The sequence below is a fragment of the Burkholderia sp. 3C genome, from assembly GCF_054589155.1.
The window spans coordinates 1-25,955 of the sequence record NZ_BAAILN010000080.1; the positions used below are offsets into that span (position 1 = coordinate 1).

The 25,955-nt window shown below is 58.7% G+C and carries 20 protein-coding genes and 1 pseudogene; 12 read left to right on the forward strand and 9 right to left on the reverse strand.

Annotation, left to right across the window (positions count from 1 at the left end):
• On the reverse strand, nucleotides 1-894 hold an 894-nt coding region (locus ACYP33_RS14260; protein WP_459622450.1), incomplete at its 3' end, for a LysR family transcriptional regulator.
• 146 nt (nucleotides 895-1,040) lie between these two features.
• Here ACYP33_RS14260 and ACYP33_RS14265 point away from each other — a divergent pair.
• The 3 genes from ACYP33_RS14265 to ACYP33_RS14275 all read left to right on the forward strand — a co-directional run bounded on the left by ACYP33_RS14265 (nucleotide 1,041) and on the right by ACYP33_RS14275 (nucleotide 4,844).
• On the forward strand, nucleotides 1,041-1,982 hold the full coding sequence (locus ACYP33_RS14265; RefSeq protein WP_459622452.1) for a 2-hydroxyacid dehydrogenase: 942 nt from the start codon (nucleotides 1,041-1,043) through the stop codon (nucleotides 1,980-1,982).
• Nucleotides 1,983-2,065: 83 nt separating this feature from the next.
• Complete coding sequence (locus ACYP33_RS14270) at nucleotides 2,066-3,415, forward strand: MFS transporter (protein WP_414448465.1); 1,350 nt, start codon at nucleotides 2,066-2,068, stop codon at nucleotides 3,413-3,415.
• A 310-nt stretch (nucleotides 3,416-3,725) separates the two neighbouring features.
• Nucleotides 3,726-4,844, forward strand: coding sequence for a Rieske 2Fe-2S domain-containing protein (locus ACYP33_RS14275; protein WP_414448466.1), 1,119 nt, complete (start codon nucleotides 3,726-3,728; stop codon nucleotides 4,842-4,844).
• Nucleotides 4,845-4,927: 83 nt separating this feature from the next.
• On the opposite strand, the gene ACYP33_RS14280 is transcribed toward ACYP33_RS14275, so the two are convergent.
• From ACYP33_RS14280 to ACYP33_RS14295, 4 genes are all read right to left on the reverse strand, one after another.
• Nucleotides 4,928-5,932, reverse strand: coding sequence for a homoserine dehydrogenase (locus tag ACYP33_RS14280; RefSeq protein ID WP_459622455.1), 1,005 nt, complete (start codon nucleotides 5,930-5,932; stop codon nucleotides 4,928-4,930).
• A 5-nt stretch (nucleotides 5,933-5,937) separates the two neighbouring features.
• The gene (locus ACYP33_RS14285) at nucleotides 5,938-6,378 is read right to left on the reverse strand and encodes a VOC family protein (protein WP_414448468.1); all 441 of its coding nucleotides are present in this window, start codon (nucleotides 6,376-6,378) and stop codon (nucleotides 5,938-5,940) included.
• Between the two features lie 277 nt (nucleotides 6,379-6,655).
• Nucleotides 6,656-6,940, reverse strand: coding sequence for a hypothetical protein (locus tag ACYP33_RS14290; protein WP_414448469.1), 285 nt, complete (start codon nucleotides 6,938-6,940; stop codon nucleotides 6,656-6,658).
• 136 nt (nucleotides 6,941-7,076) lie between these two features.
• Nucleotides 7,077-8,039 carry a GlxA family transcriptional regulator gene (locus tag ACYP33_RS14295; protein ID WP_459622457.1) on the reverse strand — a complete coding sequence of 321 codons (963 nt, stop codon included), beginning with the start codon at nucleotides 8,037-8,039 and terminating at the stop codon, nucleotides 7,077-7,079.
• Between the two features lie 875 nt (nucleotides 8,040-8,914).
• On the opposite strand from ACYP33_RS14295, the gene ACYP33_RS14300 reads away from it, so the two are divergent.
• The 7 genes and pseudogenes from ACYP33_RS14300 to ACYP33_RS14330 all read left to right on the forward strand — a co-directional run.
• Nucleotides 8,915-12,130 carry a hypothetical protein gene (locus ACYP33_RS14300; RefSeq protein WP_459622459.1) on the forward strand — a complete coding sequence of 1,072 codons (3,216 nt, stop codon included), beginning with the start codon at nucleotides 8,915-8,917 and terminating at the stop codon, nucleotides 12,128-12,130.
• Nucleotides 12,127-12,576 (forward strand): hypothetical protein, encoded by a 450-nt coding sequence (locus tag ACYP33_RS14305; RefSeq protein ID WP_459622461.1) that lies wholly within the window; start codon nucleotides 12,127-12,129, stop codon nucleotides 12,574-12,576. Before ACYP33_RS14300 ends, ACYP33_RS14305 begins: the two co-directional genes overlap by 4 nt.
• Before the next feature lies 1 nt (nucleotide 12,577).
• A complete protein-coding gene (locus ACYP33_RS14310) occupies nucleotides 12,578-13,816 on the forward strand; it encodes a response regulator (protein ID WP_459622463.1) in 1,239 nt (412 codons plus the stop codon).
• Nucleotides 13,817-14,297: 481 nt separating this feature from the next.
• Nucleotides 14,298-16,088 carry an FAD-dependent oxidoreductase gene (locus tag ACYP33_RS14315; protein WP_459622464.1) on the forward strand — a complete coding sequence of 597 codons (1,791 nt, stop codon included), beginning with the start codon at nucleotides 14,298-14,300 and terminating at the stop codon, nucleotides 16,086-16,088.
• Nucleotides 16,089-16,512: 424 nt separating this feature from the next.
• On the forward strand, nucleotides 16,513-18,204 hold the full coding sequence (locus ACYP33_RS14320; RefSeq protein ID WP_459622466.1) for a hypothetical protein: 1,692 nt from the start codon (nucleotides 16,513-16,515) through the stop codon (nucleotides 18,202-18,204).
• A 125-nt stretch (nucleotides 18,205-18,329) separates the two neighbouring features.
• A complete protein-coding gene (locus ACYP33_RS14325) occupies nucleotides 18,330-19,142 on the forward strand; it encodes a hypothetical protein (RefSeq protein ID WP_459622468.1) in 813 nt (270 codons plus the stop codon).
• Between the two features lie 195 nt (nucleotides 19,143-19,337).
• Nucleotides 19,338-19,961: pseudogene (locus ACYP33_RS14330) on the forward strand (tyrosine-type recombinase/integrase); the annotation flags it as partial.
• Nucleotides 19,962-20,573: 612 nt separating this feature from the next.
• Here ACYP33_RS14330 and ACYP33_RS14335 read toward each other — a convergent pair.
• The 4 genes from ACYP33_RS14335 to ACYP33_RS14350 all read right to left on the reverse strand — a co-directional run bounded on the left by ACYP33_RS14335 (nucleotide 20,574) and on the right by ACYP33_RS14350 (nucleotide 23,905).
• A complete protein-coding gene (locus ACYP33_RS14335; protein ID WP_459622469.1) occupies nucleotides 20,574-21,977 on the reverse strand; it encodes a hypothetical protein in 1,404 nt (467 codons plus the stop codon).
• A gap of 202 nt (nucleotides 21,978-22,179) precedes the next feature.
• Complete coding sequence (locus ACYP33_RS14340; RefSeq protein WP_459622470.1) at nucleotides 22,180-23,025, reverse strand: MBL fold metallo-hydrolase; 846 nt, start codon at nucleotides 23,023-23,025, stop codon at nucleotides 22,180-22,182.
• A gap of 21 nt (nucleotides 23,026-23,046) precedes the next feature.
• Nucleotides 23,047-23,373, reverse strand: a complete 327-nt coding sequence (locus ACYP33_RS14345; RefSeq protein WP_459622471.1) for a hypothetical protein — start codon at nucleotides 23,371-23,373, stop codon at nucleotides 23,047-23,049.
• Between the two features lie 7 nt (nucleotides 23,374-23,380).
• Nucleotides 23,381-23,905, reverse strand: a complete 525-nt coding sequence (locus ACYP33_RS14350; protein ID WP_459622473.1) for a sugar ABC transporter — start codon at nucleotides 23,903-23,905, stop codon at nucleotides 23,381-23,383.
• Nucleotides 23,906-24,071: 166 nt separating this feature from the next.
• Here ACYP33_RS14350 and ACYP33_RS14355 point away from each other — a divergent pair, with 166 nt between their 5' ends.
• Together ACYP33_RS14355 and ACYP33_RS14360 are read left to right on the forward strand one after the other, a co-directional pair.
• Nucleotides 24,072-24,992 carry a LysR substrate-binding domain-containing protein gene (locus ACYP33_RS14355; protein ID WP_459622475.1) on the forward strand — a complete coding sequence of 307 codons (921 nt, stop codon included), beginning with the start codon at nucleotides 24,072-24,074 and terminating at the stop codon, nucleotides 24,990-24,992.
• An 86-nt stretch (nucleotides 24,993-25,078) separates the two neighbouring features.
• Nucleotides 25,079-25,915, forward strand: a complete 837-nt coding sequence (locus ACYP33_RS14360; protein ID WP_459622477.1) for a c-type cytochrome — start codon at nucleotides 25,079-25,081, stop codon at nucleotides 25,913-25,915.
• The last annotated feature ends 40 nt before the right edge of the window (nucleotides 25,916-25,955 follow it).

Below are 25,955 nucleotides of genomic sequence, written 5' to 3' on the forward strand. Positions count from 1 at the left end.
CCCCGCGCCCCCCCGCCCCTCCATCGCAAACGCCCGAAACCGCTCCACCGCCGGGCTGTCCCGCTCCACCCGCCAGCCCAGATCCAGATCCGCCACCGCGTCGCGCGCCCACAGCGGCCGGAACGTCACGTCGCGCATGCCCAGCTCGCGCGCCGAGGCCGGCACGATCGACACGCCGATTCCCGCCCGCACCAGCGTCAGCACCGTATGCGTCTGGTCGAGCTGCTGCGCCACGTCGACATACACGCCCGCCTCCGTCAGCAGCGCCAGCACGCGATCGTGGAAATACTTGCCGCCGTCGGCCGAATACATGACGAACGGCTGGCCGGCCAGATCGGCGGCGGCAATCGTCTTGCGGCGCGTGAGCGGATGCGCCGCCGGCAGCACCACCATCAGCGGTTCGCGCGCGAGCCGCGCCGTGGCGATCTCGGGGTCGGCCGACGGCGCGCGCAGGATGCCGATATCGATGGCGCGCGCCTTCAGCGCCTCGATCTGCACCACCGACACCATCTCCTTGAGCACCAGCCGGATGCCCGGCAACTGCACGCGCGCCGCCGCCAGCAGTTCGGGCACCAGCCGGTAGCCGGCCACGGCCGTGAAGCCCACCGTCACCTGCCCCTCGTCGCCGCGCGCCACGCGCCGGGCCGCATCGGCGGCCTGGTCGGTCAGTCGAAGAATGCGCTGCGCATCGTCGTAGTAGCCGCGCCCGGCTGCGGTGAGCTTCACGCTGCGGCTGTTGCGCTCGAACAGCAGCAGCCCGAGCGATTCCTCCAGCAACTGGATCTGCCGGCTCAACGGCGGCTGCGTCATGAACAGCCGCGCGGCGGCCCGGCCGAAGTGCAATTCCTCGGCCACGGCCACGAAACAACGCAGATGATTGAGTTCGACGTTCATTCCAATTTTTGTATTGATCGATGCGGAATATAGCTTAGACCTCGATCGATCGCCTGCCTATACTCGTTCGCACCGGGCCGCCCTCGCCCCTTGCCTGCCGGCGCGCCGCCGATTCCCATTTCAAGCCGTTCGAGACACCACCAGCCATGCCGTTCGACATCCTGCTGATCAACCCCGTCCTGCCCTCGCTCGAGCGCCAACTGGCCGAGCGCTACACGCTGCATCGCTACTACGAGCATGCGGAGCCGGCCGGCTACCTGCGCGAGATCGGCGCGCGGATCCAGGGCGTCGTCACGGGCGGCGCCTCCGGCATCCGCAACGCGGTGATGGACCAGTTGCCGAACCTGAAGATCGTCGCGATCAACGGCATCGGCACCGACGCCGTCGATCTCGACTACGCGCGCGAACGCGGCCTGCATGTCTCAACCACGCCCGGCGTGCTGACCGACGACGTGGCCGACCTCGCGATCGGCCTGCTGCTGTCGGCCTGCCGCGGCCTCTGCGTGGGCGACCGCCACGTGCGCGACGGCCAGTGGGGCAAGGCGCCGGGCTTGCCGCTCGCGCGCAAGTTCAGCGGCATGCGGGTGGGCATCGTCGGGCTGGGCCGGGTGGGCCGCGCGATCGCCGCGCGCGCCGCCGCGTTCGGCTGCCCGATCGCCTACACCGACCTGCGCGAGCTGCCCGACGCGCCGTACCGCTTCATCGCCGATCTCGCGCAACTGGCCACCGACAGCGACGCGCTGGTGCTGGCGGCCTCGGCCGACAACGCCGAAGGCATCGTCGATACCCGCGTGCTCGACGCGCTCGGCCCCGATGGCTACCTGATCAACGTGGCGCGCGGCAAGCTGGTCAACGAGGCGGACCTGGTGCGCGCGCTGGCCGACGGCCGCATCGCGGGCGCCGGGCTCGACGTGTTCGTGGACGAGCCGAACGCGCCGGCCGAATTGTTCGGCATGCAGAACGTGGTGCTGCAACCGCATCGCGCCAGCGCGACGGTGCAGACCCGCGAGGCGATGGGCGCGATCGTGCTCGACAGCCTCGCCGCCAGTTTCGCCGGCCGCCGGCCCGATACGAGCGTCACGCCGTGACGCGCCGGGCCGCACAACCACGGCAATAAGCAGAATCAAGCAGAACCAGGCAGCACCATCCCGCCAAATCAGGGAGGAGACACATGAAAAGCATCGACATCACGACGTCGAAGGCCGCGGCCGCCAGCGAGCGCATCGGCCATTTCCGTTACTGGATCCTGGCGCTGATCTTCAGCGTCACCGTCCTCAACTACGCCGACCGCGCCACGCTCTCGATCGCCGGCACCTTCGTCTCGAAGGATCTCGGCCTCTCGCCGAGCGCGCTCGGCATCGTGTTCTCCGCGTTCGGCTGGGCCTATGCGATCGGGCAGATTCCGGGCGGCTGGCTGCTCGACCGGTTCGGCGCGCGCCGCGTGTACGGCGCGAGCATCGTGCTGTGGTCGGTGTTCACGATGGCGCAAGGCAGCGTGTCGCTGTTCGGCAGCGCGGCCAGCGCCACCGTCGCGCTGTTCGTGATGCGCTTCATGCTCGGCCTGGTCGAATCGCCGGCCTTCCCCGGCAACGCGCGAATCGTGGCGACCTGGTTCCCGACCAACGAGCGCGGCACCGCCAGCGCGCTGTTCAACTCGGCGCAGTATCTGGCCGTGGTGATCTTCACGCCGCTGATGGCGGGGCTGACGCACGCGTTCGGCTGGCACCAGGTGTTCTTCTTCATGGGCGCGCTCGGCCTCGCGATGGCGGTGCTGTGGTTCGCCGTGCTGCGCGACCCCGGCTCGCACCCGCGCATGAGCCGCGCCGAGTTCGACCATATCGCCGCCAACGGCGCGCTGGTGGGCCTCGACGGCGCCCAGGCCGGCACCCGCCGCCGCTTCACGCGCCGCGAGATCGGCGCGCTGTTCACCAGCCGCACGCTGTGGGCCGTCTATATCGGCCAGTACTGCATCACCGCGCTGACCTACTTCTTCATCACCTGGTTTCCGATCTATCTCGTCAAGGCGCGCGGCATGAACATCATGACCGTGGGCTTCGTGGCCGCGCTGCCGGCGATCTGCGGCTTCAGCGGCGGCGTGCTCGGCGGCCTGCTGTCGGATTTCCTGATCCGGCGCGGCTGCTCGACCTCGGTGGCGCGCAAGACGCCGTTCATGATCGGCATGGCGCTCGCCACCTCGCTGATGCTCGCGCCGTGGGCCGAATCGGACACGATGGTGGTGGTGCTGGTGTCGCTGGCGTTCTTCGGCAAGGGGCTCGGTGCGATCGGCTGGGCCGTGCTCGCCGACGTCGCGCCGCGCGACATGACCGGCCTGAGCGGCGGCATCTTCAACGGCATCGGCAACACCGCCGGCATCGTCACGCCGCTCGTGATCGGCTTCGTGGTGGCCACCACCGGCTCGTTCGACCGCGCGCTGTGGTTCGTCGGCGCGCACGGGATCGTCGCGATCCTCGCTTACGGCCTGCTGGCCGGCAAGCTGCGGCGCGTCGAACTGCCCGCCTGACGCGCGCCGCGTGCCGGCCGCCTCGCGCCGGCACGCGGCGCCTTTGTTTCGGATGGCCGAGCGTCGCCGGTTGCCGAGCCGCCGCTGAAAATCCCCGCCGACCGTCAGTCCCCCTGACGAATCGCCTCCGGCGCGGGCGGCTGCCCCAGCTGTTTCATGACCCGATCCGCCCCTGCCTCGCCTGCCGGCTGTCATGTTTGCTTCACAAGGCATGCCTGAGCCGCCTCACTTTCGCTTACACTCCTCCGATTGCCCTTCGCGTTCCGCCGCGATGGTCCCATGCGCCCGCAACGCCAGGAGATGCTCCCGCATGCACGCCGTGCCCCTGCAGAACACGAACCCCAACGCCACCGATTCCACCGTCACGCTCCCCGTGCGCGATCTGCGCCGCGTGCCGATTCATCCCGATTTCTGGTATCCCCTCGCCTGGTCGCGCGAACTCAAGCGCGGCAAGACGCTCGGCGTGCATTTCGCCGGCGATCCGATCGTGCTGTTCCGAGGTGAATCGGGAACGGTTTTTGCGCTCGAAGATCGCTGCGCGCACCGCCAGGTGCCGCTGCACGCCGGCGTGGTCGACGGCGACGCGCTGCGCTGCGGCTATCACGGCTGGACCTACGATTGCAGCGGCCAGTGCGTCGATGTCCCGTATCTCGGCAAGGAGCGCCTGCCCAACGGCGTGCGTTCCTATCCGTGCCAGGAAGTGGCAGGCCTGATCTTCGTGTTTACCGGCGATCCCGCGCTGGCCGCCGAAAAGCCCGTGCCCGCGCTGCCCACCGTGTCCGACCCGAAGTACAAGACCCGCCGCTTCGGCCGCAAGGTCAAATGCCACTACTCGTTCATGCACGAGAACCTGATGGACATGAACCATCAGTTCCTGCATCGCCGCGAGATGGGCCAGATGAAGGCGCGTTCGCTTGGCCGCCGCCGCGGCGACGGCTGGGTGGAAGTGGATTACACGTTCTCGCGCGCCGAGGGCAAGCAGCCGATCGGCGAGGCGCTCGTGTTCGGCGCCAGCAAGAAGCCGCAGGATCAGAGCGACAAGAGCGTCATGACGATCCGCACCGAATATCCGTATCAAAAGCTGAAGATCCTGTCGAGCGAAGGCACGCTGGTGATGGATCTCTGGATCGTCTACGTGCCGCTCGACGCCGAGCAGCGCACCAACCGGACGTTCGGCATGCTGTCGATCCGCAAGCCGTCCGTGCCGTTCGCGCTCGATTTCGCGTGGCCGCTGCTGGTGTGGTTCACCGAGCGGATCTTCAAGGAAGACCGCTGGATCGTCGAACGCGAGCAGGAAGCGCACGACATGCAGGGCGCCGACTGGAACAACGAAGTGTTCCCCGTTATCAACGACCTGCGCGACGTGCTGCGCAACAACGGCGGGCGCACCGTGATCCCGATCCACCGCGAGATCGGGCCGGCGGCCTGAGCTTCACCGCGCTGCGCGCTGCCCGACGGTCATAAAAAAAGCAGGCTGCGCGCCTGCTTTTTTCATTCCGGATGCCTGAACGCCTAACGCGCGGCGATGCCCTGCATCAGCAGATGTTCGAAGTCCTTCAAGGCGGCGGCGGCCGTCGCCAGCGGGCTGGTGCGGCCGATCGCGAGCAGTTCGCCCATCGCGTCCGTCTCGATCCGCACCGCCTTCATGCCGGCGCCCACCTGCGCGAACGAATGATCGCTCGCGTAGGTGCGCAGTTGCACCGAGGCGCTCACCGTGCCGTCGTGCCGTTCGATGCGGCCGACCAGTTTCGGCACCCGGCCCTCGGCGCGCCAGCGCGCAAGATCGCCCGGCGACACGTGCTCGATGCCGTCGCGCGCGATCGCATCGAGCGCGAGCCGCGCGCCGAAGCCCGCGTTGGCGAGGATGCAGATCTTGCAGGCCGTATCCGAGCCGTCCAGATCGAAGCGCGGGTCCGGCTCCGCCATGCCCGCGCGCTGCGCCTCGGCCACCGCGTCGGCGAACGCGACGCCCGACATCATGCGGTCGAGCACGTAGTTAGTGGTGGCCGTGAAGATGCCTTCCATCACGCTCACCTCGCAACCGGCCGCGTTCAGTTCGATCAGGTCGATCGTGGGCAGCGCGGCCGACGTCGCGCCGCTGATCTTCAGGCTCGCGCCGTTCGCATCGGCCAGCGCGCGCAGCCCCGGGTAATCGAACACCAGCGCGCCCTTCGAGATCGCGATGCCGTGCGCGCCCGAAGCCAGCGCCGCGCGCAGGTAGCCGTAGCCCGCGCCGCCGGTGCGGTAGTCGGTCGGGCCGGCCTCGATCAGCACCTGCGGCCGCGCGGCCGCCACGAACGCCTCGCCGGTCAGCGCGGCGTCGAGCGGCGCATCGGCGTCGAGCGCATCGCGCAGGCCGTCGCGATCGATGCGGCCGCCGCGCGAGCGGCTGATGCCCGTGAGCCGCACGTCCACGCCGTAGCGCTCGCGATAGCGCGCACGGCGCGCCGCCAGCAGCCCGGCGACGGCCCGGCCGATCTGGCCGAACCCGGAAATCACGACATCGCAGCGTGACATGGCGCTTACTTCGCGAACAGCTTGCCGAGATCGGCAAACGCCTTGAATTCGAGCGCGTTGCCCGACGGATCGAGGAAGAACATCGTGGCCTGCTCGCCCGGCTCGCCCTTGAAGCGGATATACGGCTCGATCACGAACTTCGTGCCCACCGCGCGCAGCTTGTCGGCCAGCACCTGCCATTGCTCCAGCGTCAGCAGCGCGCCGAAATGGCGGACCGGCACGCCGTGGCCGTCGACTGCGTTGGTGGGGGCGATGCCGGCTTCTTCGGGTGCGAGGTGGGCAACGATCTGGTGACCGAATAGGTTGAAATCGACCCACTCGGCCGAGCTGCGGCCTTCGGGGCAGCCGAGCAGGTCGCCGTAGAACGCGCGGGCGGCTTCGAGGCTGTGGACGGGGAAGGCGATGTGGAACGGCAGCAGGGGGGCGGGGGTTTGGGGGGTGGTCATCGTTCGGGCTCCGGTTTATGTGGGGTTGAGGTTCGCCGCGAGTTGGGCGGGGAACCATGACGATGATGTTAATGATTCATGAGATCGATGGAAAACGATATTTATTTTTGTTTAATGATCGAAATTTTTGATGTATTGGGGGTGTGGGCGGGGGATGGCAGTGGAATGGAGCCGGCATCGCTGTGCTGCGATTGGCGATAAAGCGCGGCGAGCACAGATCGAGCAGCGTCTCCGTCCAGCGTGAGGTCAATTGAGCGGAGACGCCGAAATCGCGGACTTACTTGATGAGAAAGCCCAGCGGAAGCAGCGGCCCTACCGGCATCAGATCGAACGTATGCAGGTTCTCTTGCGTGAAGGGAAGCGCTTTAAGAAGGTTCTCAGCCTCGGCGACTGACTCGACATTTAGCAAAAAAATCGCGCCCTTCATTTCATCACGCAGCCAGAACTGCTCGATCTTGCCGTCCAGATAAAGCTTGAGCGTCGCCGGCACTTCGGCCGGGAAAATTCTGTCCGACTGTTCTTGAGTGAGAGACTTCAACGTTCCAATAGCCAAGACTTTCATGATTGTTTTCCGCAGAGGTTTTGTGTCGAGAGCGACAGGTAAATCCTAAGCGGCGTGCCCTATCAGCACCATTGTCGTTTGTGACATTATCGTTACCGTTTACGACAATCAGCATCAACCACAGGCCACGAACCGTTCACTGTAGATCACCCTTTATCTCTCGCACGGTGCGGCCAGTCCGACGCCGCAAGAGGTTTCTCAAAGTCGTGGAATCGGCATAACCGACCTGGCTTGCGATCGTTTCCAGATCCTGTCCCAGGGAGACGAGGTGCTGGGCACGCTCCACTCGCATGTCCTGGAAAAAGGCGAGCGGTGACTTTCCGAGTATGGCCTCGGTCCTGCGCTGCAGGGTACGAGGCGTGACGGACAGCGCACGCGCCGCGTCTTGAAGCGAAAACCCTGTTGCCAGATGAGTGCGCGCCCATCGTTCAAAGCGCTCTACCAGTGGATCGGCGTGGGCTAGGAAATCCGGAATGATGTATTTCGCCTGGGATGGCCGCTTGTCGACGACCATCAATCTCGCAACGAGCGCGGCTATTTCAGGGCTTGCCTGGCGCACCAACCACAATGCGAGGTCGAGATGGCCCATAGCCGCTCCGGCGGTGACCACGCGATCGCCCGCGACGATCATTCGTGAATCGTCTAGCTTCACACTTGGGTAGCGTTGACGAAACAAGGGCGCGAGCGGCCAAGAGGTCGTCGCTTCCCGATCATTGAGCAGGCCTGCTTCGGCGAGCAGGAACGTCCCTATGCAGGCTCCCGCGACGCTAATGCCGCTTGCGTGCCACGCGCGAAGATGCGCGACCGCTTCGAGAACGTCCTTGCGCCCCAATGCCTCAATCAGTCTTTCCGGCTGCTTAGCGTTGAGCGCCGGCACGACCACCCAGTCCGGCTTCCGAACCGTGGTTGCCGGCTCAACGGTCGCAGTCAAGCCAAGAGCTGTGCGGACGCTCCGTCCAACTCCTGCGACCTCCACGTTGAATAACGGGGCCGGGATCCCTTGGGCGGACGCCAATTCGTTGGCGGTGGAGAAGATGTCCAACAACACCGTGAGGCCGGTGTCGAAAACTCCATCAAGTACGAGAATCGCGAGTTTCATGTCGCAAATAGGCGTTGAATTATCATTTGCGACTATAGCACCACGGTAGGCTGCGGATTGGCCGCCCAACAAGAAGACTATTCGCCGTACGAGAGGATTTCAGGCGCTATGGAAAGAGTAGAGCGGTGATTTGTGGGGCTGGCCTCGGAAGAGAATTGCCATGTGGGCCTGTTAGGGGAAGAACATATTTTTGCAATCCGCCGGTCGGCTTAGTCTCTCGCTCATCGCACAACGGACCCAGTCGCGTCGAGGTCGGCCGTCCGTGCAGGGTCGGATACGGCCGGTCGCTACCGGCCATAAGCCGCCCTTTGTCCATTTTGCGGAGTAGTCATTCAAATGACTACTCCGCCCCGCGAACGGTCATCGGTCGCATCAAGTGCGCGACGTATCATCGGCCATTGGGAACATTCAGGCGGGACGGGTCCTGTGTCTGTTGGATCATTTTCGATGATTCCGACTTCCAGCAGCGCTGGGGGAAATTCATCCATCGACTCTCGCCTCTCCGAACAGGAAGCAGACGATTGTGCCTCTTGTAATCTAGAGGCATCGTCTTGCGGGATCCGTGGCACTGCTAGCATCCCTATACGACGCGGCTGATGCGGCCGGATTCGAGTAAACTGTATCGGACAGGTTTTTCGCAGTAGTGTGAGGTTAGGTGTAATCCTATTACCATTGGTCTATTGACTAGAAAGAAACTAAAAAACATGGGTCGTATAAAAAACATCGCTGTACAGTTGAAACGGACGCCCGAAACGTTATGGGAGTCTGTAGCAGACGAACTACTGAATGACCGAAAGAGTTCACTCCTCCTCGGACATTTATTTCCTCGGTCTGTGAGCTATTTGAGATCTGGTACGCGACCCGAAAAGGCGTCTTTGCGTCAGGAGTTGCTGTGGTCAAGCATTCTCTGTAACTTGCACGCGCAACAGTTGTCGGTTTTCATTTCCAAGCGCAGCACGTTCGAAGCGGCCGTTTTGCGGTCAGACTTTGATCAAGCACTGTTCATACTCGATAGTGTTGAAGACAAATTCGGACTTTCCCTTTGGTCGATTGAATGCCGTTTTGCCTGTTTGAGTGAAGCAAAACGCGATGCTGATGTAGCTACACTTTTTTCAAAGCTGTCTGTAAGGCATAGCGCGAAGCAGGTGCCTCTACTTTCCAACATGCTGGTGGGCTTCACCTGGTTGCGATGCAACAAGGCGGTGTCGCAAACCGCTTATCTCGAAATGGTGACTTCCGCATTGGACACGATCTCGGCCTACCGGGATCACGAACGCGATAGACAATATTTTACGTTCAAGGCAAACGCTTGGAATTTCGAGCAATATTACGACGTCGATTTCGCATCGATTTTGAATGCGGAAGCAAATTCCTCGCTTATCGATCGATTTCTAACGCTTAATCGTATAATTACGCTCTTGGCGACTAGCACTAGGTCTGAACATCAATCGCTTGCTAACGATGCTCTTCATTTGCTTGGTAGTGTGAGCGACGAATCTCTTCAAGAACTCGATCTTTTTCTCAATTCAGCAAAGCAATATCTACAAGCCCCTCCTGCTTCGCTAACATACTACCTAGATGGCGACAGCGAAGCGTCTGCCGCTGCATTTACCGGCACCGAAGCACAATATGATCGCCTTGACGCCCGCGATCTTTTGGCCGCTCAGGTCCGAGCATCGTCATGGGACCCGGGCCGATCGGGGACCGAGGTGGCGTCGTTGCGAGGAGCAATCCTCGTTGACTTCGAAAAGTTTATTGCGCGGACTTCTGACTCAGAAGGCGCGCTTGAGCGGCTTTACGCTCTCTGTCAACGATTTTCGATGTCGAGTTGGACGACCCCCTTGGCTGCGCGACTTGAAATGGAACAACAGAATCAACTTCCTTGGCAGCAGCCAAATAGAAGCGCCCGAATGTTTGCAGTCAAGCTTCCTCCGGGTGATCATCAGCAGATCCGTTATTGTCCAGAAAAAATTTTTACGGAACTGACAGAGAGTCCATCCTCTCTTCACTCGATGGCAGAAGTCGAAGTGCGGATCCGAAACAAGGAAGATCTGAATTCAGAACTCCTTGATAGAGCGATAGCTGACGACGCTTATCGCACTTACATGCAAGGGTGGTGGGCATTATCAGTCGCCGACGATGGAGCTGCGTTATCTGCGTTTTCCGCCGTTGTGGAAGATGAGAATTTACACATTCGTAATAAAGCTCGCGCATTCTATCTGCAGCTTCTGCTGACTATTGGTCAATTGGAAAGATTCATTCGGTGCGCTATCTCATATTTCAAAGAGTCACCAAGCATCCGACAGAATATTCCTTGGGACGATTTTTTAAACATGTATCGTTCGGAAGATTACTATGAAGAATTAAAAGGTATTCCGTCCATACCCATTCTCCTGTTTGTTTTCGATGAATTCAAAGGCTTGCATCGTAAGCGTGAAATAAATGAAGCAATCGATGACATTTTGGATCATTTTTCCGTAAGGAACCCGGTAGACATCCCACTGTCTGCATTTGAGTCCGCATGGGAGCAGTCCCTCTTTTTGAAAAGCGTTTGCACGCCAGACCATCGTGAAGGATCATTTGCACTTTCCACGCAAGTTTCAGTATACGAAGAACGTATTGCGATTTGCGAGTATTTAGCACAAAGCGACTCAGCTCATGAGCGGGAATATCGTCAGGAAGCAGTTGATTTGCGTGAGCTTTTGACGGTGCGAAGCCTACTCGCAAGCTACAACGAAGCAAAAATCTACGTTGATGAAGACAGTGTCCGACGTCTATTCGAGACTTCGGGACGTGATCATCTTGCAGCCATTCGAAAACAAGGGCATCTAGCGCCAGAGACTTTGGAACTGTTTGATGGCAACAAGAAGTCTGCGACGCTGCAAATAGGTGCAAACGCTGACTATTTTTTGCTATTGCAGCCCTACACAGCGTTTCGCGATATTTTTGTTCTTGAAAAACGATACGGCCTTAACACCACGATTAGTGTCTCGATTCGGCACGGCATTATCGATGGAAAAGTAAAGGCGTCACTTGCGAAGCATGGGCTTACTGCAAGGTCTTTGGAGGTCAGTCCAATAAGTTCCGCACGCGTATTGAACAGAGCCCTTTTTGATCTGCTAGAGGACCATGAGCGGTTAAGCATGCGCCAAATTATCGGCAAGCTTCACTCGAATATCGAAGCCGTGATCAAAGAGTTCAAGGGCACCGTTCTTCAAACGCGAGTATCAAGAAATAAAGCAGGCGCTTTTGATTTTATCATCGACCAAGAATCGGGTTACACAACCGGACACATTATCGCGCTATCTAGATTTGTAAACGAAAAAACAACGTACGATGATTTTTGCACTATTCTTTTGAATCAGTTTTGGGAACGAACGGAATCTGGACTTAAGGTCATTCGAGAGCATATCACTTCGATTTTTAAAGGAAAGATTCTTGATTGCTACGATCAGGTTCTAACAGCGATACCGAAGTCTGACTTCACGTCGAAAATTGCAATACGAAATCTACTTATTCAATCAAAAAATGATTGCATTCGTGATTTAGATGAGCTTGTAACATGGTTCAAACGTGGCAAAGCTTTCAACTATGAATCCTTTAGGCTCTCGATGATCTTACAGACGTCGGAAATGCATACGCGTCAACTTTATCCAGAGTGTGAATTTTCGCTAATCGTTAAAGATGATACGACTTCATCATTTAAAGGACGGATTTTTCATCCTCTCTTGACGACATTCAATATTCTTTTCGAAAATATCGTTACACATTCCCACCTGATATCTCCAAAGGTGACGATTTCGCTTTCCGAAAATGAAGACGTTCTCACTGTGAAAATGGAGAACACGCGAACAAATTTGTTTGGGTTCGGGCTGATAGAAGATGAGAGCAGGCTGCAATCGACGATCGAGTCACTCGAGAAAAAGAATTACTACGAAGGCGTGGATGAAGAAGGCCGGTCAGGTTTGAAAAAAGTAAAGAAATTGATCACAAGTGATTTGAATTGTGATCTTGAGATTGAAGCAGTATACAGCAACCCTTCAACTTTCAGTCTTACTCTTCAAATTCAAGTTGGCGAGATTAAGGGATGAAGATCCTGATTGTTGAAGATCAAGAAGAAAAATTGCGGCAGGTCGAAGATTTCTTCGCTGAGACTCGCCCCCAGTGCATGTTGACGGTCGCTCGCTCATTTCAGCAAGCGAAAACTCAACTGAGAGGCGATCAGTTTGATTTGGTCGTTCTTGACATGAGTTTGCCGATGTATCCGGATGGGGAGAATCTGCAATCTAGTGTACTGGTTTACGGAGGAGAGGATTTGTTGGCATGGGCTAAATTGAGAATAAAAAATTTGCGTGTTATTGTCCTTACGCAGTTCGATTATTTTGCTTCTGGCGATAATCCGAGGGATTTGTCCAAGCTTTCAGCGACCCTGAAATCCGATTTTAAGAATACGGTGTTAAACGTAATTCACTACCAGGAATCGGACGCTACTTGGCGGGAAATTTTATCAACGTCGTTGAGAGAAATGGGGGTTTAAAATGAATATTGTAATCATTGACGACGATAAATCTAAGCTGGCCGTCATCGAGTCTGTCGTGCATACAACTTTATGCGACGTTGCGCACACCGTTAAGACAGCAGAGACACTAAGCGAAGCCAGAGAACTACTTAGAGCGTTTCGATGTGATGTCCTATTCCTTGACATCAAGATGCCTCAGTCGGAAGGGGGCGATTCTCGAGTCTCTGCCGGAATCGATTTCATTTCCGAATTACACGCGAGTCCATCATTTAGCCTTCCAACATATCTTTTTGTCGTGAGCGCGTTCGACGAGGCACACCAGCATGAAGGCGTCTCAGGAACCGATGGCGTTTACGCATGGATTAGATACGATCCTCTTTCGGGCTCATGGTCGGATTTACTAGCCCGAAAATTAAGTTATATTGCATCAGTTTTTGAGTCACAGCTCAGCGACGCTGCGGCCTTTGATTACGATTTGGCAGTGGTTTGCGCGCTCGAAGATGTTGAACTTGATGCTGTTCTAGCTCTTGACTGGCAATGGCAAGGCCCATCGCATCCAGACAAAGGAGACCCGACTTCCTATTATTTTGGGCGCCTGACAATAACTTCAGGACGAAAAATCAGGGTCGTGGCCGCTGCTGCTCCACAAATGGGTATGGCGGCAATGGCAGTCCTAAGCACGAAAATCATGTCGAGATTTCGGCCAAAGTACATAGCAATGCCGGGTATTGCGGCCGGCGTAAAGAAGGAAAAAAATATAAACTTTGGCGACGTCCTGGTTGCTGATCTTTCTTGGGACTACGGTAGCGGAAAAATGAAGGTCGAGAGCGGTAAGACGACACTTGCCGCCGATTTGCGTCCCATTCCATTGGATCCCAAGATCAAACCTCTTTTTTCTGAGATCAGGAAAGACAAGGAATTATTGCAGAAAATTGCTGCGGAATCCTCCGACACGAAACCCAAAACGGAGCTTCGCGTGCATATTGGGCCCTTGGCGTCTGGCGCAGCAGTTATCGCTGACGAGAGTATCGTCGCGGATATTGTAACCCAGCACCGCAAGCTCATCGGCATCGAAATGGAAATCTATGGGCTCTACTATGCTGCCGCGAATATCACCGCTCCGCGGCCCGTTGCGTTCGCATTGAAATCAATCTGCGATTATGGCGACCGAAGTAAGACGGACAAGTATCAGGCATACGCTGCCTACACGAGTGCTAGTGTCCTCGATCGTCTAGTAAGGGCAAAACTACATTTCTAGTGCCAACTCAATAGGAGCGTTGTCAAGGCGTGCCGGCGCCTAGGCTACAGATAAAAGAATATCGGCGGAATGTTGAGTGTTGATTGTATGCATCTGCCGGCGGCCAACGCAATATTAGTGATGGCGGCAATCTGGATTGCAGGAAATAGGCCTGAAGACTCCCCTCGAATAGCAGCATCAGAAATGTCGCTCATGGCCGACAACTTGCCAGCGTAGAGACGGGGCGAATGACCGTTCCAGCACGCAACCGGCCATAGCTCCAGCACTGGCACGAAGGGCGGCTTCGGGTCGGATACGGCCGGTCGCGCCGGCCGCTACCCGCCAATTGCGGCCACTCATCTACGATGTCGCGCTGACACTTGAATGTCGCCTTGATCTATCGCAGCGGTCATTCGCTCGGCGGAGCGAACCGGGCTCGCTTTAGAATCCAGAAAAGATGGTTCGCCAAGCCGATTAGCTCACGGTAAGAAAAAGAGACGTCATGAAGAGACGATGCCTGCTAAAGGGTGTTGCCGCCCTGCCTTTCCTCCCCACCACCACGATTTTTGCCGACGTGATTCCAGCAGCGGCTGGAACGGGCCGCGTCCGGCCTCGCGATCCTGCGTGGCCGGACGCAGAGGAATGGGAGGCGCTGAGTCGCGCAGTGGGTGGAAATCTGTTGCGACCCACGACCATCTGGCAGACCTGTGCGCAAGCGCCCCGCACGCCCGATTGTCTTGCTCGCCTGGGGGAAGCGCGAAACCCGATCGCGCTCGGTGACGATCCTGGCGGCACGCAGATATCAGGGTGGCTCGACGGATGGACACCCCGCGCGAGCGCTTACGCCGTGGCGGCCCGTTCCACTGCCGACGTGGTGGCGGGCATCAATTTCGTACGCCAACACAATTTGCGTCTGGTGGTGAAAGGCGGGGGGCATAGTTACCTTGGCGGCTCGAACGCGCCGGATTCCCTTTTGATCTGGACACGCGCGATGAACCGCATCGAGCTGCACGATGCATTCGTTCCATTGGGCTCTTCGATGCCTCCGACCCCGGCTGTGACGGTAGAGGCCGGCTGCATGTGGATCGACGTCTACACCGCCGTTACCACCCAGGCGGGGCGATACGTCCAGGGCGGCGGCTGTGCGAGCGTGGGGGTGGCCGGCCTCGTCCAGGGCGGCGGTTTCGGATCGTTCTCGAAGCGTTACGGATTGGTGGCCGCGAGCCTGCTCCAGGCCGAGATCGTCACCGCTGACGGCGTGGTCCGCACGGTCAACGCATCGCGGGAGCCCGACCTTTTCTGGGCACTGCAAGGCGGAGGTGGCGGCAGTTTCGGTGTGGTGACCAGGGTCACTTTGCAGACCCACGATCTGCCCGAGCACTTTGGTTGGGCCGAGTTCACGGTCAAGGCGTCATCGCGTGAGGCTTACCGGCGGCTGGTTGAACGGCTCGTTGACCACTATGCCGAAAACCTGTTCAACCCCCAATGGGGCGAGCAGCTTGTTTTTCACGAAGACGAAGTCAAGGTGTCGATGGTGTGTCAGGGCCTCGACGACGGACGCGCCAAATCGGTCTGGGCACCGTTCATCGATTGGGTACGAGCCTCACCGGCAGATTTCACCTTCAACGACGAGCCTCGGATCGGCGCCGGTCCCGCACGCCGCTGGTGGGATCTCGAGGCCAACCCGGGACTGGTGCCCGACCCACGGGCCGGAGCGGCCACCCAGCACGGTTGGTGGCGAGGCGATGGAGACCAAGCATCACTATTTCTGTACGGCTACGAGTCACAATGGCTGCCCGCGACGCTTCTCGAACCCGCCCAACGCGGTCGGCTTGCCGGGGCGCTCATGGAGGCCGCCCAATTTCAGAGCGTGGAACTGCATGTCAACAAGGGACTCGCGGGCGCCCCTGCGGAGGTGAACGCGCACGCACGTCAGTGCGCCATGAATCCGAAAGTTGCCGACGCGTTCGCCTTGATGATTGTGGCTGCGGGCGGTTCGCCGCCGTTTGCGGGTCTCCCGATCACGCCGCCTGACATGACAGAGGCACACCGCCAAGCCGAGCGTGTGGCCAAAGCCGCGGCCGTTCTCAAAGCATTGTCACCACAAGGCGGCTCCTATCTGTCGGAAACAGATTTTTTCCGTGGAGATTGGCGCGAGGCGTTTTGGGGGGCGAATTATGCGCGGCTGAAAGCGATCAAGAACCGCTACGATCCCGAGGGATTCTTTTTTGTCCATCACGGGGTCGGCAGCGAGGACTGGAGTTCCGACGGCTTTATGCCGGTGCGGTCGTGATCGTTGGGGTGTTCGTTGATTGATTTGCAGCGGTTGCGTGTTGTCTATTTGAGTACAGACTGCTTCGGGTTGGTTACGGCCGGCCCTCTCGGTCCGCTTCCGGCCAGAAGCGGGCGTTCGTGACTGGCGGTTTTCGGCTAGGCTGGAAGCGGGCACAGCGGTGCCAGACTTGGACGCGGCCCGGAATGGTGAAGCTCGCATTACTGCGATTGGCTTCATGCTGAGGCGGTAAACTGCTGGCCTCGTGGCAGTCGTGCTGGTGTCACCGCTCACTGCGCCGCAGCTAGCGGCGACACCAGTGACCGGTGTGTTCGTGCACGTCACGCGCAGTGATGCGGCGCAATATTGCTGAAGCCGCGTCAGATGCGCTACCAATCCGGCTTAAGAACTGGGAGGTGGTTTGGGAATGGCTCGTAGATTTAACATGGCGGCCTTGAAAGCCATTGCACAGGCTCCGGCGTCAGATGCGGCGAAATGGCTGATCGGCGCAGAAGATTCAGTCGGCTTCCTGAAACAGAATGCTCAGAGCGAGGAAATCGTCATCTACGCTGGCGGGCCGGCTGTGCTCATTCACGCCGTGCTCGCTCCTGTTCAGCAGGTCACACCAGCCGATCAACAGGACCTCATGAATCGGTTCGTCAGCACCGATGAGGCTTGGGCGATTCAGAAGAGCTACGGCGGAGGAGAGGGTCACCGCGTTTATCTGGAGCCACCACTGGGGTCGGGCGATTCGCTTGCCGGTGGCGAGAAGCTGATCTACCAGCGCAGCTTTCATGGGGTGGACAAAGGTGAGCGTGCAATCGAATTGAGCCAAAAGCTCGTGCACGCCCTAGACCTGCACTTCGTGATAGAGCGGAACGCCTACTGCCGGCTGGACTCGCGGGGCGACATCGAAGACGTGATCCGCATCATCCGTGCGGACCTTGCTCCCGGCAGCGAGAAACTGGTGGCAGTCACCATTCTCACAGAAGACCTTGCTAGGTACATGGCGTTGGCGGGCTTTGCCTTGGTCTTCTTCTTTGACTTCACCCGCTTCAGTCCTGGCTTCGGTGGCTGGGGCGACCATGAGCGCATCGATCGTAAGGCACCCGACCTGTTCTATCACGGCGGTGGCATCCACAATGCCAGCTACGTGAACGGGCGGATGATCGTGCGTTCGACTGTCACCGTGCAGGACTTGGTTGCCGAGTGGGAGGCGGAGTCCAATCCCAAGAGAAAGAAGGAGTACGCCACCTTCAAGATCTTCGATCGCAAGAACAACTGCGAGTTGGAAACCTCATGTGCACCGGAGTTCCTCTCCAACTACTTTCAGAAGTCGGATTTGCCTTGGGAGATATCTCCAGCGTTTTTTCGTGCCGATGTACTGCACAGGTTCAAGGCGGACCCTGAGAAATACAGCCTCGACGATCGTTCGATAACCTGCCGAAATGCTTGGTACTTGAAGAGCTACGACATCAACGAAGTCGGCCAAGTGCATGCGTACATTGGTGACTTGGCACGTCTCCCGATTGAGGAGCAGCGGTATTGGCAGTCCTTCAACGAGTGGCCGAAGGGATCGATATCGAAACGAGCCTATGAAAACGACATCCTTGGTGAGTTCAGTTCGGAATACGACCCCCTTAGCCGCCTGAAGTACAAGATCGGGAAGCTGAACGCCACCCCTCCTGATTGGTGGCAGCCGCGCTCTGAAGGGCATATGGATGCCGCGCGATATCCAGCTACGGACTCAGTCCTCGAGTGGGCCAACGAGATCATGGCCTTCGATCAGGTGCTCGTCGAAGGTTTTCAGGTCAAGCCCCTGCGCAGGCTGCTTGAGTCCAAGGGACGAAAGGCAGAGGCAAGCTGGGCCTCCCTGCGTGTGGTCGCTGATCTGGCTATAGCCTCAGGAATGACGGTGGAAGAAGCCAGAGCTCTGCTTACACCGCTGAGTCGGCTGCATGCGCTGAGGAGTATCCTGAAAGCCCACAGCTCCGTCGAAGAGAAGGACAAGGAAGAGAGACAAGCGCGCGCGACACATGGGACATTGCGTGCGCACTTCAAGGATCTCGCTGCTCAATGCGACCGCAGCTTTGACGACATCATGCGCATTCTTGGGATTGCTGACTTGAATTCGTAGATCGCGAACGGTGACGTAGGTTTGATATGCGCGGCGGCCTCGAGACGGAGGTTTTTGACGGTGGCGGCCTAAGCCAGCGCCGTTGATTTGCTTGTTCCTGCTCTCATGAATAACTTCGCGCAGAAATGACAGAGACTTTTGAGTTCACCGAAGGTGAAGTGATAGAGATGTGGACCACGCGGCGGCTTCCGTATATCGACCGGCAAACGACCGTTGAACGTGCCGCGCTCGAAAGATTACGCCGCGCTTTGAGGCTACTACCCGACGACCGAACGACGATACTATCGGCGCGCTACACCTCATCTAACGACGGGTCTTTCGACGTTGAGAATGTGTTGGCGTACAACGTCGGCATGTCAGCATTTCGGGGAGCGGCACGGCGCGGGATAATTTTCGAGCGGATACGAGCAACACCGCCGACCTCGCCGTCTGGATCGCTGTACGATCACCACCACGCCTACGAGCTTATCCCGCTGCCTCCTCGTCCGATTGACGGCACTACGATAACCTTTGATTTGCCGTCGACCTGTGATGTCGACAATGTATGGTGGGCGGTTGCCAATTCTCCATCGATTGCGGGCTCGGCGATTAGTGACCGGTTTGCATTACACGTAGAGGTCGGATTGTTGGGCAGAGCGAGTTTGCCGACCACGTTGAAGAAGTTGCTCGACGGTATTGTGGCTGGTCTACAGGCTGATCCCGATCTAGATGCCGAGGCTGTACGTCGCCTTTCGCAGCGGATGTCACGGTCTCCAGAGGTGGTTGCTGCGCGCCTTACGGCACCCGCGAATGCTGTATTAGGATTGCGCCCGAGGCTGCTGTTTGCGCGTCGAAACTCGGTGCAGTGGAATCCCGGCGATGACAAATGCGATTCGGTAACAGTCGTCGCTACAAACACACCGGGAATCTGTACCGCCACGGTGACTGATCTTTCATAGGCGTGAATGAGCGCGAAGGAGTCTCAGCCTGTGAAGCATGAATAGCAGGGCTCTGCCGCTCGCGGCAATCGCGCAAATGGCTGATGGTGAACAAAGGCGGTCATCCGTATCTCGTGTTGGAACGACAGTTCCGGGTCGGGTAGCGACCGTCCATAGGCGCACACTCAATCTCCCTTTGCCTTAAAGGAGATTGTCATGAAATCCGAGAGTGTCGCCGTTAGCCGTCGTGTGCCATGGAACAAGGGCAAACTCACCGGGCAGAAACCGCCGCTCAAGCTCCGAGAAATTTGGGCGATCCGGACGAGGCTTCAGATGGCGTCGAACGTCCGTGAGCTCGCGATGTTCAATCTCGCAATCGACAGCAAGCTTCGCGCGTGCGATTTCACGCGATTGCAGGTGCAGGACGTCCGTCACGGAAGCCACGTGGCTGCGAGAGCCTCCGTCATGCAACAGAAGACCCAGCGGCCGGTCCAATTCGAGATCACGGAGCAGACCCGTGATAGCCTCGAAGCTTGGATCGAAGCGCGAGGGCTGAAGGCCGCGGATTTTCTGTTTCCGAGCCGGTTGCATACGTCACTGCATCTGTCGACCCGGCAATACGCCCGAATGGTGCATCGCTGGGTCGCGTCGATTGGACTCGACGATACCGCATACGGTACCCACACTATGCGCCGCACTAAAGCTTCGCTGATCTACCGGCGAACGAAGAATCTTCGGGCGGTACAGCTGCTGCTCGGGCATACGAAGCTAGAAAGCACGGTTCGCTATCTCGGCATCGAGGTCGACGATGCCCTTGAGATGGCGGAGCAAACCGAGGTTTCATGTACCTCGCCGGTGAGCGGTCGCTTGCCGGCCACTTGGGGACACTCGACGCGCCAGTGTGAATCGTCGACAATCCCGACGCACAACCGCAACCTCGGAGGAAGGCTCATGAGACAAGAAATCACTCTTAACGTTCGGTACGACATTTCGGAGAAAGAGTGGGCGGAGGTCGGGGCCGTCTATAGGTCGATGAACGGTTGGATCGATGATAAGCACGGTCCGGCTTGGTATGGGCGGGAGGGCGACGCTAGATTCATATGGGCCTCAGTCGAGCCCGGCGGCATCCAGTTCTGCGGCAAACTCGAAATGCCTTTATGGATTGGGTGGCTTACCGTTCTGTGCGCGAGGCTCAGTCTCGCCCTCGGTCGCGAGGTGCATGATGCCGAAATGTAGATCGACCGTTCAATTTGATTCGGTTTGAATGGCTGCTTTTCGCAAACCCGAACGACCCGTATGGGGCGCGATGGGCCGGTCGTGCGCAACTGCTCGCGCAACGATGCAAAACGCATGGGTCCGTGGGCGGCCACTATGGGACACTCAGCAATAGCGCGTGGATCGTCGACGATCCCTCCTCCTTGCGCTCGCTACAGGTTCGTGTCGGAACCTGACCTAAAGCTCTATACCCCCTTCTCGCAGCCGAGCGCGCAACTGCGGTTGTTGATCATCGGCGAGATCGAGGAGACGTGATCGAGTGCTTGGATTGGCCAAAATCACGCGGTGCTCGCCATTGGGTTTCGTCCACGATGAAGTAGGGCCTTCGATCCAACGTCTCAGCACCTCCTTTACATCTGGATAATCGTTTTCGCCCAGCAAATGAAGTTCTGTGACGAGCGCGATGCATGTGAGGCGATCCCAATTGTTTCTCGCGCAGACCGTTAATGCTGCACGATAGTCTCCATGCTGAACAAGAACCGCTTTAATCAGATCCAGAGAGACAAACGCTCCACAAGTGCACAGGCGAACCCCGGCTTTTCGGACTTGCCTGGACGGATCGAGAAGCGCACGCGATGCGATTTCGTCTTTGAGCGATGGAGAAATCTTAGCCTGCAGCGCGACTACATGGGCACGAATTTCGGCTCGTGCGTCGTCGGCATGCCTCGCAAGCGTGTGGACGACTTCTGGCGCATGCAGCTCCACGAGCAGCGATAACCCTGCACGGACTTGTCTTGCGGTCAGTTCTCCCGCATCGAGAAGCGCGGTGCAGTGGCCAAGCACATCTCGACCGAGCTCGGCGAGTAATCGGGCGGCGACTGTCCGCAGACTTCCCTGCGAGTCAAGTGTCGCGCGCCACAGGAAGGGCTCGTAATCGGGACTGCTTTTGTCGCTCGAAATAAGGTTGAAAGCAGCAAGGCGTACGGGACCAAACGGAGATGCGGCAGCAACATCGATGTACTTAGCTCGGTCTGAAACCGGCGCAAGGTCAAGCATGGCAACCGCTGAGCTCGCAAGCACAATGTCGCCTGAGTTCAGACCAAGCTCTATCGTTTCGTTAAGCGACAGAAGTTGATGGTCTACAGCCACGAGAAACGCGGCGCGTCGGAGCCGAAAATCTGTGCCAGTCATTGCCGCGACAATCGCTTCAGTTCCGCCTGCTTCCACGAGACGTCGTTCAAACTTGAACAACCAGGACTTGTGGTCCGTTCGCGTGGCCAGCATGAGACCGCGCAATCGTGGAATGATGGAGACAAAGTGCTCGGCGGGAACGGTTGCTAAAAGCGTAAGTAGTGCGCTCGTCGCCGCCCGCCGCACCTCGGGTACCCAATCGTTCACGCACTTTGTTATCGAGTCTAAAGACGAGCCGCCGCCAAGCTCGACCGACCGCCCAATCGCCGCCTCCCTGACATAGCCCGAATAGTGAGATATACATAACGCAACGAATTCGTGGTCGGTGCTGGAGGCAATAGTCTCAAGTGCGGCGCGAAGAGACATCGATTCACCCGGTAATAGATAAACCGTCTGTGCCGGCACCGTCAAAGGTGAGCGAGCCCCGAAAATCTTTGTGATGAGATTCATTGATTCTTATTTAGCCCGGCTGAGGTTGTGGACCGCAGCGCTTGCTGGTTTCAAAGAAACTGAATAATGCCCGATTTTTAAGGACCGCTTTAGGGAAATCGGTCGGTCCGCTCCGGGTCGAGAACCGACAATCAAGTTGGTCAGTTCCCGGCCACAGACTGCCGTCACATGCCATCACACACGATCGCGCCCGCTCCCGACCTCACGCATCGGTCTCATAAAGCAACCCATATCCCGCGTTCGCTCGCTTGATTCGCGCAAAGCCTAATTCCCCCAAATGCATACCAGCGACCAAAATCCCCTCCGAACTGACCAGATCCAAAAGCCGTGACCGTGTAGCAGCCGCCTCAGAAGGATCCTGATCAAACGCAATCGACACCTCAGGCCGCGGAATCTGGATATGCGGAAAATGAACGATATCGCCCCATACCAGCACCGCCTGATCATGGGATTCAAAAAGATATCCAGAATGCCCGTCCGTATGCCCCGGCAGCGGCATCGCTCTGATACCAGGAAGCACCTCCCCTTCATCGAACGTGCGAAGCGTGTCGCGGTATCCGTCGAACACTTGACGCGCTATCGCAAAGTTACCGCGCGCCCGCTCGCTGGCACGACTCAGGTTTCCCTCATCCCGCCAGAATGCGACCTCTCGCTGATGCGCCACCAGCTCCGCATTCGGAAAGGCGATGTGCCCGGCCGCGTCCACCAGCCCACCAACATGGTCGGGATGAGCGTGTGTCAGCAAGATCGTGTCGATCTCGGCCGGTTCGACGCCGGCAAGCAATAAGTTGGACTTCAAGCGCCCGCCCCATTGCTTGATACCCCCGGCACCGCCATCGATAAGAATCGTGCGGCCCGCGCCTCGCACCAGATAGCAGTTGATATGCACTGCGGAAGGTTCTTTCTGCGCGGCATCGCTTTGCATTCTGGAAGCCTCGGCAGGGTCGATATTCGACAGGAAATCCAGGCTCGCGGTGAGGTAGCCGTCGCTGATCGCGGTGATGGTGAAATCCCCGGCTCGCTGGCTGGGAAAGGTAACGGTGGACACGATTCTTCTCCGGAAGACTGTCTAATTTCGGGCGTGAATATCCGACGCCGCATAGCCGAAACAACGAATGCGCGCTGTGAGACCCATGCGGCGCGCGATGGCGTCGTCGAGGCCTTCCATAAAGCGGTTCATCACGGCTGGCATGCGAAACGTTTCAAGGCGATAGTGGATTTCCGCGAAAGCCGGATGGCCGTGTCCATGCCGAACATCGACATAGATGACATGAACGTTCTTGAGCGTCGCCTGAAGCACACCTGTGCAAAGCTCGACGCAATCGCGGGAAAGCTCGGCGAGCTTTTCGTCGGAGGGCATTTGCCCCGCAGGGATATAGAGCGTGATGTTGGGCACGGCAGACCTACTTGCCTTGTTTTGTCAGTTGCTCCGTCATCGGCGCATAGAAGTGGACATCTTCAAACATGCCCCCAACACGCTGCGCAGCTTGCCGTGGCAGCTTTGCAAGCCAACGGCGTGCCGGAAACTTCTCCAGCGCAACGGCTTGCATCGACAACGGCGTGAGGCCCATCTCGATCAGCGGTCCGGGGCCGCTTGCACACAGCACGAGGAGTTCGTCAGCGTTGACCGCAGGCGCCAAACCGATATCGCTGTAGAGATTTCGGTGCCAGTCGGTGATGTGTTGCTGCCACCTTGCAAAATTGCCGCCGCCTTTCAGACGATATTCATCGCCCGTCAGGACATCGAGGCCGTCGATCGTGTGGACGGCCAGGTAGACCGGGCAGCCGCTGCTGATCGACTTGAAGCGCTGCGACGTTTGAAAGCCGGTGACCGAGATGAGGGCGGGCAGTTTCTCAAGGCTGTAGAAGTCGTTCCATTCGGCTTCGCAGTCGGAATCGGCGAAGCTGCATTCCACGGTGTAGATCATCAGATTGTCCTTCGTGACGGCCGGGTAGATCGCTGCAAACGACCGATGTTCATTGCAGTAACGTAATGCTAATCTGGCGTTTCCAGCCTATATAACGATATAAACTCAGCCTTCATTGACGTTTGATCAAGCTGACGTCCAACGCCCACTCATCCGTAAAACACCGATGCGACGCAAGATTCCAAGCAATTCCGCGCTGCTGGCCTTCGAGGCGGCGGCTCGACACGGCAGCTTCGCGCGCGCGGCTGAAGAGCTGGCGCTGACCGAAGGCGCCATCAGTCGTCAGATCGCGCGTCTGGAAACGTTTTTGGGTATCGCGCTATTCGATCGCGTGGGAAACCGGGTTCGGCTTGCGCCCAACGGCACGCGCTACGCGGTGCAGGTTCGCGAGATTCTGAATCGGCTGGAACGGGACAGCCTGTATCTGATGGGGCAGCCGATCGAGGGCGCGAGCATCGATATCGCCGCCATTCCGACCTTTGCCACCCGCTGGCTGATCCCTCGCCTGAAACGGTTTCAACACCAGCATCCGAACGTCACCGTGCATATTGCCGAGTGCATGGAACCGTTCATTCTTGCCGGTAGCGGCTTCGATGCCGCCATTCATTTCGAGCATCCGGCGTGGGCGGGCATGCATTCGCATCGTCTGCTGGAGGAAGTGCTGGTGCCGGTCTGTAGTCCGGCGCTTCTCGCCGACGCCGGTCCGAACCCATCGCTGGACGCGTTACCCCGCCTTCACCGACGACAAAATCCGGATGCGTGGCAGCTTTACGCGCAGGAGGCCGGCATCGCGCTGACCAATTCGGCGGTTGGCGCGCGATACGACCTGCATTCGATGCTGATCGAGGCCGCGCTGGTCGGTTTGGGTGTGGCATTGGTGCCGCGTCTTTACATCGGGGCGGAGCTTGAGCAGGGCCGTCTGGTCGCGCTCTGGCCGGACGGCAAAACGATTACCAAAAACTTCTGTCTCGTTCTTCCTGAACCGATCGAGTTGAGTGAAGCGCCGCTGCAGGCATTTGCGACATGGATTCTTCATGAAGCGCAGAAACACGTACGCACTACCCACGATTCGGCGCCGCTGACATAATCCGCCCACCGGTGCTGAGTGAATTCGCGGCGGCCAATCCATCCCCGCAGCCGATGGCGCCGGCAACAACACTGCCTGGAGAAGTAATGTCGAAACGTGTGTTGCTTGCGGTTCTGCTGCTGACGCTCGGCGCGATCGGGAATGCGGCAGCCGCGCAGCCCTTGATCAAACTTGTGATTGGCGGCAAGACCCAGTCGTTCAGCCAGGCAGAGTTGCTGGCGCGACCGGATGCTGCCGAGATTCACGTTCCGCGAGATATCGCCTACGGTACGCCAGCAACCTACCGCGCAGTGCCGCTGGCCGACCTGCTCGACACCACGGCATTGCCTGCGGACAGCGTGCTCGAGGCACGCGCAACCGACGGCTTTGCCGCGCAACTGCCGATGGATCTCGTGCGCAACCGTGATACCGCGATCGCCGTCGCATGGCTCGCGGTGGAAGACCCGGCGCAACCATGGCCCAAGTTGCCGGGCAAGCCGGTCAGCGCCGGCCCGTTCTACCTGGTCTGGGTCGGCCGGGGAGCGGCATCGGTGCGCAGCGAGCAATGGCCTTACCAGATCGCGCAACTGGCCACGCAACCGTCTCCCTCCGCTCGCTGGCCGGTGCTCGCCGTCGATCCCTCACTGCCGGCAACCGATCCGATCCGCGCGGGCCAGAGCCTGTTCATCACGCAGTGTTTCGCCTGTCATCGGCTCAACCACGCGGGCAGCGCGGATACCGGCCCCGACCTCAACGTGCCGATGAATCCCGTCGAGTACTTTCAGCCTGCAGCATTGCATCGCTATATTCGCAATCCGGCATCGGTTCGGGACTGGCCCGGCAGGACCATGCCGGCTTTCTCGAAGGATCAGTTGAGCGATCGGGAGATCGATTTGATCGTCGCTTATCTTGCGTATATGGCGAAGCGGAAAGCTGGCCCGTAACGCATAAAGCTAACGGTTGGACGATGCGGGCCAGTCCTCC